Annotated in this window: 11 protein-coding genes; 10 read left to right on the forward strand and 1 reads right to left on the reverse strand. The window is 60.7% G+C overall.

Annotated elements, in window-relative coordinates; all coding sequences use genetic code 11:
* The 4 genes from fusA to RIF72_RS19245 form a co-directional block, all read left to right on the forward strand.
* Positions 1-2,018, forward strand: a 2,018-nt coding sequence (fusA, locus tag RIF72_RS19230; RefSeq protein ID WP_309076400.1) for an elongation factor G, incomplete at its 5' end; no start/stop codon positions are given.
* 263 nt (positions 2,019-2,281) lie between these two features.
* Positions 2,282-3,472, forward strand: a complete 1,191-nt coding sequence (tuf, locus tag RIF72_RS19235; RefSeq protein WP_247041846.1) for an elongation factor Tu — start codon at positions 2,282-2,284, stop codon at positions 3,470-3,472.
* A gap of 175 nt (positions 3,473-3,647) precedes the next feature.
* Entirely contained in the window at positions 3,648-8,099 is a 4,452-nt protein-coding gene (locus RIF72_RS19240; RefSeq protein ID WP_309076401.1) for a hypothetical protein, read from the forward strand.
* 29 nt (positions 8,100-8,128) lie between these two features.
* Positions 8,129-8,254, forward strand: coding sequence for a hypothetical protein (locus RIF72_RS19245; RefSeq protein WP_309076402.1), 126 nt, complete (start codon positions 8,129-8,131; stop codon positions 8,252-8,254).
* A 44-nt stretch (positions 8,255-8,298) separates the two neighbouring features.
* On the opposite strand, the gene RIF72_RS19250 is transcribed toward RIF72_RS19245, so the two are convergent.
* Positions 8,299-9,726, reverse strand: coding sequence for a GH1 family beta-glucosidase (locus RIF72_RS19250; protein ID WP_309076403.1), 1,428 nt, complete (start codon positions 9,724-9,726; stop codon positions 8,299-8,301).
* Between the two features lie 430 nt (positions 9,727-10,156).
* On the opposite strand from RIF72_RS19250, the gene rpsJ reads away from it, so the two are divergent.
* The 6 genes from rpsJ to rpsS all read left to right on the forward strand — a co-directional run.
* Positions 10,157-10,465, forward strand: coding sequence for a 30S ribosomal protein S10 (gene rpsJ / locus RIF72_RS19255; protein WP_038464699.1), 309 nt, complete (start codon positions 10,157-10,159; stop codon positions 10,463-10,465).
* A gap of 17 nt (positions 10,466-10,482) precedes the next feature.
* The gene (gene rplC / locus RIF72_RS19260) at positions 10,483-11,133 is read left to right on the forward strand and encodes a 50S ribosomal protein L3 (RefSeq protein ID WP_003803812.1); all 651 of its coding nucleotides are present in this window, start codon (positions 10,483-10,485) and stop codon (positions 11,131-11,133) included.
* A 4-nt stretch (positions 11,134-11,137) separates the two neighbouring features.
* Positions 11,138-11,758, forward strand: a complete 621-nt coding sequence (gene rplD, locus RIF72_RS19265; protein WP_247046533.1) for a 50S ribosomal protein L4 — start codon at positions 11,138-11,140, stop codon at positions 11,756-11,758.
* Positions 11,755-12,060, forward strand: a complete 306-nt coding sequence (gene rplW / locus RIF72_RS19270; RefSeq protein WP_011692807.1) for a 50S ribosomal protein L23 — start codon at positions 11,755-11,757, stop codon at positions 12,058-12,060. Before rplD ends, rplW begins: the two co-directional genes overlap by 4 nt.
* A 29-nt stretch (positions 12,061-12,089) precedes the next feature.
* Positions 12,090-12,929, forward strand: a complete 840-nt coding sequence (rplB, locus tag RIF72_RS19275) for a 50S ribosomal protein L2 (RefSeq protein WP_247046532.1) — start codon at positions 12,090-12,092, stop codon at positions 12,927-12,929.
* 12 nt (positions 12,930-12,941) lie between these two features.
* A partial coding sequence (gene rpsS / locus RIF72_RS19280; protein ID WP_309076404.1) for a 30S ribosomal protein S19 occupies positions 12,942-13,206 on the forward strand: 265 nt, incomplete at its 3' end.

Consider the following 13,206-nt stretch of genomic DNA (forward strand, 5'->3'; position numbering starts at 1 on the left):
TGTTCTACACGGGTGTGAACCACAAGATCGGCGAAACGCACGACGGCGCTTCGACCACTGACTGGATGGAACAGGAAAAGGAACGCGGCATCACCATCACGTCTGCCGCCGTGACCTGCTTCTGGGAAAACAACCAGATCAACATCATCGACACCCCCGGTCACGTGGACTTCACCGTTGAGGTTGAGCGCTCCTTGCGTGTCCTCGATGGCGCCGTTGCCGTGTTCGATGGCAAGGAAGGCGTGGAGCCGCAGTCGGAGACTGTCTGGCGCCAGGCTGACAAGTACAACGTTCCGCGTATCTGCTTCGTCAACAAGATGGACAAGCTCGGCGCTGACTTCTACTTCACCGTCGACACCATCATCAGCCGCCTCGGTGCCAAGCCGCTCGTTATGCAGCTGCCCATCGGCGCCGAGAACGACTTCGTTGGCGTTGTAGACCTGCTGTACATGCGTGCACTGGTTTGGCCCGGCGACTCCAAGGGTGACGTCACCATGGGTGCCAAGTACGAGATCCAGGAGATCCCGGCTGACCTCAAGGAAAAGGCCGAAGAGTACCGCGCAAACCTCGTTGAGGCTGTTGCAGAGTCCTCCGAAGAGCTCATGGAGAAGTACCTCGAGGGCGAAGAGATCAGCGTCGACGAGCTCAAGGCCGGCATCCGCAAGATGACCATCAACTCCGAGATCTACCCGGTGTTCTGTGGTTCAGCCTTCAAGAACCGCGGCGTGCAGCCGATGCTCGACGCTGTTGTGGACTACCTGCCGAACCCGCTTGACGTTCCGCCGATGATCGGTCACGATCCCCGCGACGAGGAGAAGGAGCTTACTCGTAAGCCTTCCTCTGAAGAGCCGTTCTCGGCTCTCGCGTTCAAGATTGCTGCCCACCCGTTCTTCGGTCAGCTCACCTTCATCCGCGTGTACTCCGGTCACGTTGAAGCAGGTGCCCAGGTGGTCAACTCCACCAAGGGTAAGAAGGAGCGCATCGGCAAGCTGTTCCAGATGCACGCCAACAAGGAGATGCCCGTCGAGGGCGCTACTGCCGGCCACATCTACGCAGCGATCGGTCTGAAGGACACCACTACTGGCGACACCCTGTGTGACTCCAGCAACCAGATCGTCCTTGAGTCCATGAGCTTCCCGGAGCCCGTGATCTCTGTTGCGATCGAGCCGAACACCAAGGGTGACCAGGAGAAGCTCTCCACGGCTATCCAGAAGCTCTCGGCTGAGGATCCGACCTTCCAGGTCTCCCTCAACGAGGACACCGGCCAGACCATCATCGCCGGTATGGGCGAGCTCCACCTGGACATCCTGGTGGACCGCATGCGCCGCGAATTCAAGGTCGAGGCAAACGTTGGCAAGCCGCAGGTTGCTTACCGCGAAACCATCAAGCGTGCTGTTGAGCGTCACGACTACACGCACAAGAAGCAGACCGGTGGTTCCGGCCAGTTCGCAAAGATCCAGATTGCGATCGCACCCCTGGACACGTCCGAAGGCGAAATGTACGAGTTCGAGAACAAGGTCACCGGTGGCCGTGTTCCCCGCGAGTACATTCCGTCGGTTGACGCCGGTATCCAGGATGCACTGAACGACGGCGTCCTGGCCGGTTACCCGGTCGTCGGCATCAAGGCCACGCTGATTGATGGCGCATACCACGATGTTGACTCCTCGGAAATGGCGTTCAAGATCGCCGGACGTATGGCTTTCAAGGAAGCCGCACGTAAGGCGAACCCTGTTCTGCTTGAACCGCTGATGGATGTCGAGGTCCGCACCCCTGAGGAATACATGGGTGAAGTCATCGGTGACCTCAACTCCCGCCGTGGGCAGATGCAGTCCATGGAAGATGCCCAGGGCGTCAAGGTTATTCGTGCACACGTTCCGCTGTCCGGCATGTTCGGCTACATCGGTGACCTGCGTTCGAAGACCCAAGGCCGCGCTGTTTACTCCATGACGTTCAACAGCTACGCCGAGGTCCCGAAGGCAGTTGCCGACGAGATCATCCAGAAGACCCGCGGCGAATAGTCCTGGCGACTGTTCCAGCGACAAAACTCGGGTGCGTTTCCGATCTCCGGAAATTCGCCTGGTGCAGGTGGCCGTGGCCCGGTTAGATGCAGCCCGGTCAAGCCGGGCCCGGCCATCTGCGCGAACAGGCTCTAGGGACTAGTATTAGTTCCTGAATCTGCAATTTCACCAATCCAAAGCCCCCCAAGTAGACTTACTTGAGTTTCTGCCGCGACAAGCGCGGTTGAAGGGTAAGTCATTTGAAAACGTTCTAGGAGGAACCTGTGGCAAAGGCAAAGTTCGAGCGGACTAAGCCGCACGTTAACATCGGTACCATTGGTCACGTTGACCACGGTAAGACGACGTTGACGGCCGCCATTTCCAAGGTGCTGTACGACAAGTACCCGACTCTCAACGAGCAGCGCGACTTCGCGTCTATTGACTCTGCTCCCGAAGAGCGTCAGCGCGGCATTACCATCAACATCTCCCACGTTGAGTACCAGACCGAGAAGCGCCACTACGCACACGTAGACGCTCCGGGTCACGCTGACTACATCAAGAACATGATCACCGGTGCTGCACAGATGGACGGTGCAATCCTCGTGGTTGCCGCCACTGACGGCCCGATGGCTCAGACCCGCGAGCACGTTCTGCTTGCCCGCCAGGTTGGCGTTCCCTACCTGCTGGTCGCGCTGAACAAGTCGGACATGGTTGACGACGAAGAGCTGCTGGACCTCGTTGAAATGGAAGTTCGTGAGCTGCTCAGCGCACAGGGCTTCGATGGCGACGACGCTCCCGTAGTCCGCGTTTCCGGCCTGAAGGCTCTCGAAGGCGACCCCGTTTGGGTCAAGTCCGTCGAGGACCTCATGGAAGCTGTCGACGAGTCCGTTCCGGACCCCGTACGTGACCGTGACAAGCCGTTCCTGATGCCGATCGAAGACGTCTTCACGATCACCGGTCGTGGAACGGTTGTTACGGGCCGCGCCGAGCGTGGCACCCTGGCAATCAACTCTGAGGTCGAGATCGTCGGCATCCGCCCGATCCAGAAGACCACCGTTACCGGTATCGAGATGTTCCACAAGCAGCTCGACGAAGCATGGGCTGGCGAGAACTGTGGCCTCCTGCTCCGCGGTCTGAAGCGTGATGACGTAGAGCGTGGCCAGGTTGTCGTCAAGCCGGGTTCCATCACCCCGCACACCGACTTCGAGGCTAACGTCTACATCCTCTCCAAGGACGAAGGCGGACGTCACAACCCGTTCTACTCCAACTACCGCCCGCAGTTCTACTTCCGCACCACGGACGTAACCGGCGTTATCACCCTGCCGGAAGGCACGGAAATGGTTATGCCTGGCGACAACACTGAGATGACCGTTGCGCTCATCCAGCCCATCGCCATGGAAGAGGGCCTCGGCTTCGCAATCCGCGAAGGCGGCCGCACCGTTGGTTCAGGACGCGTTACCAAGATCATCAAGTAGTTCTTGCTGATCGTGGAGCGGGTGCCCTTATAAGGCTCTCGTGAACTTTGAAAAGCCCCGCTGCTGGTGCAGCGGGGCCTTTCTTTGCTACTGTAAATCCATTCAATGGATTTATTGCAGCAGGGCAATGCACTGGTCCCTCTAGCTCCCCGAATGCCCACAGGAAGGTCCCGCCATGTCGATGGCTTACCAGATCATCGAATTCCTCCTGATTGGGGGAGCGTTTCTGCTGATTGGCTTCCTGTGGGGACGAAAAGCAGGCAACAAAAACGCTGTGGAAGCCCCGCGGCAACTTCCTCAGCGGGCGGAGTTCCCAGGAGTCTGGTCCTTCCAGGCAGGCTTCCAGGCCGGACATCTCCAAGGCTGGCGGGATGCGATTGCACAAGCAGCGGCTCCAGCGGCTACACCTCGCCCACCTGAGGTGCGGCCGGCATCCGAGCAGGCACGGCGTGACCTGGCAGAAGATGGCTTCACCTTTCACCCCGAATCAATCAATCCCAGCAATTTCCCACCCGCAGGCAGTCGCTTCGTGAGCGAGCAGGACCGTCCATGGATGCCCTTGGCTGGTCCAGTTCCACAGCCGTCGACGACGATGCCCACACCTGGGCTGCCCTCGCCCGTAACTGCAGCGGCGACTTCCAACCCGGCTTTGTCACATCCGCCCGCGCCGCGTCAGCAGCCATGGCCGACTCCCCCGGAATCCGAGGAGGAACGGCGGGTGCGCAAGGAGAAACGGGACCGCCAAAACATCAACATCACGCTGTACATTGCGAGCCTCCTCCTTGTTGCCGCCGGCGCTTTATTCCTGGGCACCAATCTCCCGACGCTTCTGAAGTTTGTGGGCGTATGTGGCATCACGGCCCTCTTCTACATTGCGGGGTTTGTGCTGCACCAAAAGGTTCCCAGACTGCGCCCAGCGGCTGTCGCCTTTGCCGGAACCGGCCTTGCTCTTATCCCTGTGGTGGGCCTTGCGTTGTACAACTTTGCCCTGCAGGACGGGCCCATTGCCTGGCTGACCACGTCGTTGCTGGGCCTGGCCGCCTACTCGTTTGCTGCGGTCAGGCTGGAGAGCCGTGTCCTGGCATACTTGTCGCTGACCTTCGTTGTCTCCAGCACCTGGTCCGGGGTGTCCGTTTTGGGCGGGGCCTTGGTCTGGTATTTCACCGCAATGATCGGTCTGGCAGTGCTCCTGACGCTTGTGACTGCGGTTCGTCCGCGGTGGCTTCCCCCGCTGTATATAAGGCCCCTGATCCAGTTGCATCCGCTGGTGGTTCCGACTGTAGCTGTGTCCGTCAGCTCGGTTCCGCTCCTGTTCACCAAAGCCGAATACGCTCTGGTGATGTTTCTCTGCGGCCTGTATCTGGCCGTGGTGGCCGCCCTTCCGGGTCGCTTCAGGCTCCTGAACTTCTATGGTGCGCGGGCAGCACTCACCATTGCAGGTGCGGCCGTCGTCTGGGAGTTGACGGATCGTCCATCCTCCATGGCCCTTGGGATCTCCGCCTTGCTGGCAATCCAGGCTTTGGTTGTCGGATTTGCCCGTCCGCGTCTGACGCAGTGGCTCGCAGGGGGCAGCGGTCGTTGGAACCGGGATGCCGCAGCCACATTCGCTCTCCAGCTCGTTGGCTCGTGGGCCTGGGTTATCTGGGCCGGGTTCGAAGCAAATTACAGTCCGCCTGCTCTGCCCGTCTGGCTTCCCTTGTTTGCTGCCCTGCTGATCGGAATGGCACTGGCGAGCCGGCTGCTCGGAGTAGCCGAATGGATGCCGGTGGCGACGATCATGGCTGCCGCATCTGTAAGCCCCCTCTTGGGAGAGTGGCAGTTGGCTATTTTCCTCATCCTCACAGTCCTGTTCTGGCTGGCCCGGGCGGCGCGGCCTGGAGCCGGACGCGGCTACTTTGTGCTCGGCGCCCGTGTCGCAAGTACGGTGGCTGTCCCGCTCGTGGTGTTTGAGCTGATGGGGGAGTCGTCCCAGCGCATCGTGGGAGCTCTGCTTGCCTTCATCCTTGCGCTCGTGGCGCAGCAACTGCTCTCCGCAGGATTGCTGAAAGACGGTGTCCCCACAGTTGCCCCTGGCCCCACGCTTGCAGGCAGTCTGGTTGCCGCGTTGCTCGCTGTGATCGCGATGCCGTCTTTCGATGACAGCGCGGGCAAGGCCGTCACGGGTACTGTACTCCTCGTTCAACTTGCGGCCGCCCTCCTCGTCGGCTGGCTCCTGTTGTTGAACGGCCGTCTGATAGCGCCAGACGAGGAACATGGAGGAAGCCGCGGGCGGTGGATCCCCACGGTAGGCGAGCTGATGCCATTGGCGGCTTCCCTGATTCTCGTGCCGCTGGCCTTTGTCCAGATCTCCTTGTCAGTGGGAAACATAGCTCTGCTGCTGACTGCGGCCTATTTAACCTCATCTGGCGCTAGGCTTTCCGCCATTCAACATCGCTGGACGTATTGGTGGATGGCCCGCGGCATGTTGACGGTGCTGGGCCTGACTGTTTTTGAACAGATCACGGATGCGGCAGGGCCCTTGGTTTTCGCCGGTGAAAACATTACTCCGTCCCTCGTGGCTGTCCTTGTGCTGGCGGCGCAACTGGTTTTTCCGTTGGCGTCCTGGCACTTATCACCCAGCCGGGCACCCGGCCATGGGGTCTTGGTGGCAGACGTAGCTGTGGTCTTGGGGCTGCAAGCTATTGCCGTGCTGCTGCTGGGATCGTCAGCGGACAATTCGGGCACAGGCTGGCCGGGTACTCTCTGCGCTGTTGTGCTCGCGGTGAGTGCTGCAAGCTCGGGGTTCGTTCTTCGCGCGAATATCGCGGCCGCATCTCTTGCTCCGCTGGTTTTCGCCTTTCTGCTGGTTGCCGGAAGCGACAAGCTCTTGGACGTTGAACTCATCCTGGGAATCCTTACGGTCTACAGCACGGCCATGGTGATGGTGAGCGAAGGAAGCCGGACCAAAGGCGCCTATGTCCTCGGTGTACGCGTATTTTCAGCTGCATTGGTCGTCGTACTGATTCACGACATCACAGGTTCTGCTTCGGCAGTAGCCGTGTCACTTGCACTCGTTCTTGCCGCCCAGCATGCGGTTCGATGGCTGATGCGGTACCGGCTGGCGGAGATTTCTTACCAGCAGGCTGCCGTTTGGGCCACCTTGGCTGCTCAGGCAGCGCTGCCGATTCACGACATACTGCTGGGACGGCTTTCCTCCGGACAGGACGCTGGAAGCCTGCGCTGGGTGGTTCTCCTGGAATTGCTGCTGCTGCTGGCCTCGGCGGTCATTGCCAGCCGCTCCTTCAAGGCCAGTGGCGCCATATACCTGACTGTCTACGCCGCCGTTTTCGGTGTGGTTGCTCTCGGGCCGCTGCTTCGCTCAGGGGCAGGGCCGGACCAGCAGGCCGTTTTCCTGGCAGCCGCCGTATTGAACCACGACGGCGTTGCCTTGGTACTGCTCGCTCTATCGCTTGCGGGTGCTGCTTTCGGCATCGTCGGCAGAGGACGGCATCTTGCCTCCGGCAACACCAGCCGGAGCGGGGTCGCCTACAGCCACCGGCCGAATCCCGGTATCGAAAACCGGCTTTGGCTGGCAGCTGCTGGCTCCGCAGCAGTCACGGCTTGTGCGGTGTCGCCGTTGGCTTCCGATTGGATTGCCGGTATGTCCATCCTTGTTGTTTCCGTCGTCTGCTTTGTGGCTTCCCATCTTGAACGGGTCGGGGCTTTGTACCCGCCGGCCGCGGTTGCCGCGCTGGTTGGTGCTCACCTGGCTGCCTTCAACATGGTCTCTGTCGGAGAGGACCCCTGGGGTAGCTATCTTCCGTGGCTGGCAGGGTGTGGACTTGCTGCCTTCGTCATGTACCTCGGGCGGTGGGCCAGCCACCAGCAGCTCGCAGCCGACCCCGTGCGGCGTTGGTCATTGGCTGGGGGAGGAATCGCCGGCCTGGCTTTCGTAGCAGCAGCTGGGATGGGGGAAAATGCAACTGCCGGAGCTTCGGCTGCGCTGGTTGCCGCCGTGTCCCTCGCCTGCTGGCTGGAGGCGCCTGGGAGGATCCGGCGGCTGGCAGGGGAACTTGGCTCCCTCGCAGTTACCGCTTCCATCCAACGTGCAGTGCTGTTCAATGGCGGACAAGGTCAGGGACCGGACCCGTTCTGGGCAGCTCAGTGGTTCGTGATTCTGGCCGCAGTGCTCGCTGCGTTGAGGTTCATGGCTGGCCAAACCATGCCGGCCCGTGTAATTCTGGGCGCGGGAGCGGCGCTGTTGTCGGCAAGTGGTGTCGCCATGGTCTTTGGTGGTACTCAGAGCCAGCAGCTCTGGGTGCTGGTGCTCCTCGCAATCCTGCTGCTGGTCGGTGCTGCCCGTAACGAAACTCTCTTCGTCTGGTGGGGAGCGGCCGGCGTCACGCTCTGCCTCATGTGGGCGATGCGTCAGTACACCTTTGCTCTTCTGGCCCTCATGGCCGTCGCCCTCATCATCTTTGCGGTGTGGCGGCTGAACCGGACGAAGCCAGCCGCGGATGATTCTTCGGGCACGTCCGGAGCCTTCGGAGTTTCGGCTCCCGGCACACCGGAGGGGTTTCAGCCGCCCGCCGCGTCCAGCCCTCCCGAACGGGCGCAAAACGGCAAAGAACCCGTCGGCGGCCCCTGATAGTGTTGGTTCCGACGAGAGGAGCCGGCATGGGTTGGCTGATATTCCTGGTGGTAGCTGTAGTTGTTGTAGCCGGAGTTTTTTGGGCGAAAAACCACTTCCGCCAAGAGATTGACCGCGCAAAACGCATCAACAGGGCAAACAAGAACAAGTAGCCCGATTTTTTGAGGCGGCGCCGGGCGCTGGTTAGCAGGTTCGCCTATGAAGCTCGCCGCGCCCGGTTAAGAGCCTGCAGCCAGTAGAAGGACTCCTTGGGGGTTCGCTCCAGAGTGTCAAAATCCACATGGACAAGACCGAACCGCTGGGAGTAGCCGGCGGCCCACTCGAAGTTGTCCAGCAGCGTCCAAACGTAGTACCCCAGCAGTTGCACGTCCTCGGCGATTCCTCCGGGCGCGGTAGCGTCAAGGGCATGGCCCAGGTGGCCTGAGAGGTAACTGATCCTGTCGGCGTCGTCGATCGGGCCCGACACATGATCGGGTTCAGGGAAACTCGCACCGCTCTCCGTCACGAACACAGGCGGCAGCGCTGTGCCATATCTGTCTTTGAGTTCCCGCAGCAGGACGCCGAGGTGCTGCGGCGCCACAGGCCAGCCGAATCCGGTTGTGCCGTACTCGGGGTAGCCCACCTCGTGGAAGGGCATGCGGGCGACGACGGCGGCAGTTGCTGGCAGGCTGACTGCGCCGCGGCCCAAGGCGACTTTAACGGGGTAGTAGTAGTTGAGGCCGTAAAAGTCCAAAGGCTGATGGATGGTGCGGAGATCGGCGTCGGAAATTTTTCCCATGGAGCGCAGCCACGGCCGGGCCACGAGCGGCAGTTTCGGGTACCTCCCCAGCAGGACGGGATCTGCATAGATCCTGTTCATTAGTGTGTCGAACACCCTGGCCACGAGCCTGTCGCCCGGCTTGGAGGTTGACGGGCGCACAGGGGAGTGGAGGTTGGTGACGCCAATGCCGCCTTTTACTCCCGCGGCCCTGAGCGCTTGCACGGCCAGACCATGGCCAAGCAATTGGTGGTGGATGGAGGGCAACGCGTTGAACAGCAGGTCCCGGCCGGGTGCGTGGACACCGAGGGCGTAGCCATTAAGGGTCACCGAGACGGGCTCATTGAGGGTTACCCACTGGGCCACCCGGTCACCGAAGCGCTCTGCGGCAGCGGCGCTGTACTCGCCGAACCGCTCCGCAGTATTGCGGTTCATCCAACCGCCCTGGTGCTCCAACGGCAGGGGAGTGTCCCAGTGATAAAGGGTGGCCATGGGGGATATGCCGGCGTCGAGCAGTTGGTCAATCAGGCGGTCGTAAAAATCGAGGCCTTGGCTATTGAAAGACCCGGTGCCACCAGGCTGGATGCGCGGCCAGGAAAGGGAGAAACGGTAAGAATCGACCCCCAGGTCCCGCATCAGCGCTACATCTTCGGCAGAACGGTTGTAGTGGTCACAGGCAACAGCAGGCGAATGTCCGTCCAGAATGGCGCCAGGTTTCTCGGCAAATGCATCCCAGCCGGACGGGCCCCTTCCGTCGGCGGCCAGGGCACCCTCGATTTGAAAAGAGGCCGTGGCCACGCCCAGCGTAAAGCCTGGCCGCAGCCGGCTGGCCAGACTTTGAACAGACACAGGATCCTGCACAGTCATGCCCTTATCTTCCAATCGGCAGTTGCTGAAGGCAATAACCGGCCTGGCGAAATCAGGAGCGAGGGGGTCCTTCCGGGCCTGCATACTCACTGATTCGCTTCTGTGGATAAAATCCGGCATACTAGATGAGTTGTTCAAGCGCTTCTTCGCGTCCCGATCCGGATAATGCCGGGTGTCAGGGTCCAAGTGGAAGACCAAACATAACCCACTCCCCATGGAACTGCGGGCTGCTGCGCCTAAGAAGCGCGACACGCCCGACCGCGGGGGTCGGTTACGTCGGCAGGTTGAGGAACCCGGAAACGTCCGGATTCAGCTTGTGCGGCGGGTGGTAGTCACGACTTCAAATGCTTCGGCAGCCACATGCAACACGAAAGTAAACAGGGCAGCCCTAATTCGGGGGAAGCTACAGACTGAAAGAGAGTCAGGCGACATGGCGGGACAAAAAATCCGCATCCGGCTGAAGTCATATGATCACGAGGTCATTGACGTTTCAGCACGGAAGATCGTTGAGACGGTCACGCGCGCAGGCGCAACGGTTGTTGGCCCGGTGCCGCTTCCGACGGAGAAGAACATTTACTGTGTTATCCGCTCTCCGCACAAGTACAAGGACAGCCGTGAGCACTTCGAAATGCGTACTCACAAGCGTCTGATCGACATCATCGATCCCACGCCGAAGGCCGTCGACTCGCTTATGCGTCTCGACCTGCCTGCCGACGTGAACATCGAAATCAAGCTGTAGGGAGGTGCTGAGAGACTATGACCGCAACCCGTAACGTAAAGGGCCTGCTGGGCACGAAGCTCGGCATGACCCAGGTCTGGGACGAGAACAACAAGCTCATCCCCGTAACTGTGGTCCAGGCTGACTCGAACGTCATCACTCAGCTGCGCAATGCAGAGACTGATGGCTACGTCGCCGTTCAGATCGGCTACGGCCAGATCGATCCCCGCAAGGTCACCAAGCCGCTGGCTGGTCACTTTGAAAAGGCAGGCGTCACGCCTCGCCGTCACGTCGTCGAACTGCGCACTGCAGATGCTGACTCTTACGAGCTGGGCCAGGAGCTTTCAGTTGAGCTCTTCGAAGCCGGCCAGAAGATCGACGTCGTTGGCACCACCAAGGGTAAGGGCTTCGCCGGTGTTATGAAGCGTCACGGCTTCCACGGCGTTGGAGCTTCCCACGGTGCCCACAAGAACCACCGTAAGCCCGGTTCAATCGGTGGCGCATCCACCCCGAGCCGCGTCTTCAAGGGCATGAAAATGGCCGGCCGCATGGGCGCCGTTCGTCACACCACGCTGAACCTCACCGTTCACGCGGTTGACGTCGAGAAGTCGCTGCTCCTGATCAAGGGCGCCGTTCCCGGTGCCCGCGGCCAGGTCGTACTCGTACGCACTGCCGTGAAGGGAGCCTAGTTCAATGACTAGCACTGTCAAGGTTGACCTGCCTGCAGAGATCTTCGACGTTCAGACCAACGTGCCCTTGCTGCACCAGGTCGTCGTTGCACAACTCGCTGCTGCTCGCCAGGGTACCCACAAGACCAAGACCCGCGCCGAAGTTTCCGGTGCCGGTCGCAAGCCGTTCAAACAGAAGGGCACCGGCCGCGCCCGTCAGGGTTCAATCCGTGCTCCTCACATGACCGGCGGTGGCGTTGTCCACGGCCCCACACCGCGTGACTACAGCCAGCGGACCCCCAAGAAGATGATTGCTGCTGCACTGCGCGGCGCGTTGTCTGACCGCGCCCGCAACGGACGCATCCACGTTGTTGCTGAACTGGTTGCCGGCACCAAGCCGTCCGCCAAAGAAGCACTGGCAACACTGCGCGGCGTTTCCGAGCGCAAGAACCTGCTCGTTGTCATTGAGCGCGCCAACGATGTTGCAGCACTCTCCGTGCGCAACCTCGAGGAAGTTCACGTTCTGTACGCAGACCAGCTGAACACCTATGACGTTCTCGTTTCTGACGACGTAGTCTTCACCAAGGCTGCCTACGAAGCATTCGTTGCTGACAAGGCTGCAAAGAACGAGGAGGATGCCAAGTGAGTGCAGCCACCATCAAAGACCCCCGCGACGTCGTGCTTGCACCTGTCGTGTCGGAAAAAAGCTACGGCCTGATCGATGAGGGCAAGTACACCTTCCTGGTGGACCCCCGCTCGAACAAGACCGAGATCAAGCTGGCCGTGGAGAAGATCTTCTCCGTCAAGGTCGAATCGATCAACACCATCAACCGTGCCGGTAAGCGCAAGCGGACCAAATTCGGATGGGGTACCCGCAAGAACACCAAGCGTGCGATTGTCACCCTTAAAGAAGGCACTATCGACATCTTCGGCGGTCCGCTCGCGTAGCGGAGACCACTTTAACGAGGAAATGAATTATGGGAATCCGTAAATATAAGCCGACTACCCCGGGCCGTCGCGGCTCGAGCGTAGCGGACTTCACTGAAATCACGCGGTCGACGCCGGAAAAGTCGTTGGTACGTCCGTTGCCCAAAAAGGGTGGCCGTAACAACTCCGGTAAGATCACGACCCGTCACAAGGGTGGTGGACACAAGCGCCAGTACCGTCTGATCGACTTCCGTCGCCACGACAAGGACGGCGTCAACGCCCGCGTTGCCGAAATCGAGTACGATCCGAACCGCACGGCTCGCATCGCCCTCCTGCACTACGTTGATGGCACCAAGCGTTACATCATCGCGCCGAACAAGCTGTCCCAGGGCGACTTCGTAGAGGCAGGTGCCAACGCTGACATCAAGCCTGGCAACAACCTGCCCCTGCGCAACATCCCGGTGGGTACCGTTATCCACGCAGTTGAACTGCGTCCGGGTGGCGGCGCCAAGATGGCACGCTCCGCTGGCGCTTCTGTACAGCTCGTCGCCAAGGAAGGCCGTTTCGCCCAGCTGCGTCTGCCCTCCGGCGAAATCCGCAACGTCGATGTGCGCTGCCGCGCAACCGTCGGTGAAGTGGGCAACGCTGAGCAGTCGAACATCAACTGGGGCAAGGCCGGCCGTATGCGATGGAAGGGCGTCCGCCCGACCGTCCGTGGTGTAGCCATGAACCCGGTTGACCACCCGCACGGTGGTGGTGAAGGTAAGACCTCCGGTGGACGTCACCCGGTCAACCCGAACGGTAAGCCTGAAGGCCGTACCCGCCGCCCCAACAAAGAGAGCGACAAGCTTATTGTTCGTCGCCGTCGTACTGGCAAGAACAAGCGATAGGAGCCTGGACACATGCCACGCAGCCTGAAAAAAGGTCCTTTCGTTGACCAGCACCTCTTTGTAAAGGTAGCCAGGGAAAACGAAAAGGGCACCAAGAACGTCATCAAGACCTGGTCCCGCCGCTCGATGATCGTCCCCGACATGCTCGGCCACACGATCGCCGTGCACGACGGACGCAAGCACATTCCGGTGTTTGTCACTGAGTCGATGGTCGGGCACAAGCTCGGCGAATTCGCTCCCACGCGGACATTCCGCGGCCATGTCAAGGACGACCGTA

Source organism: Paenarthrobacter sp., from assembly GCF_031180005.1.
Taxonomy (GTDB): Bacteria; Actinomycetota; Actinomycetes; order Actinomycetales; family Micrococcaceae; genus Arthrobacter.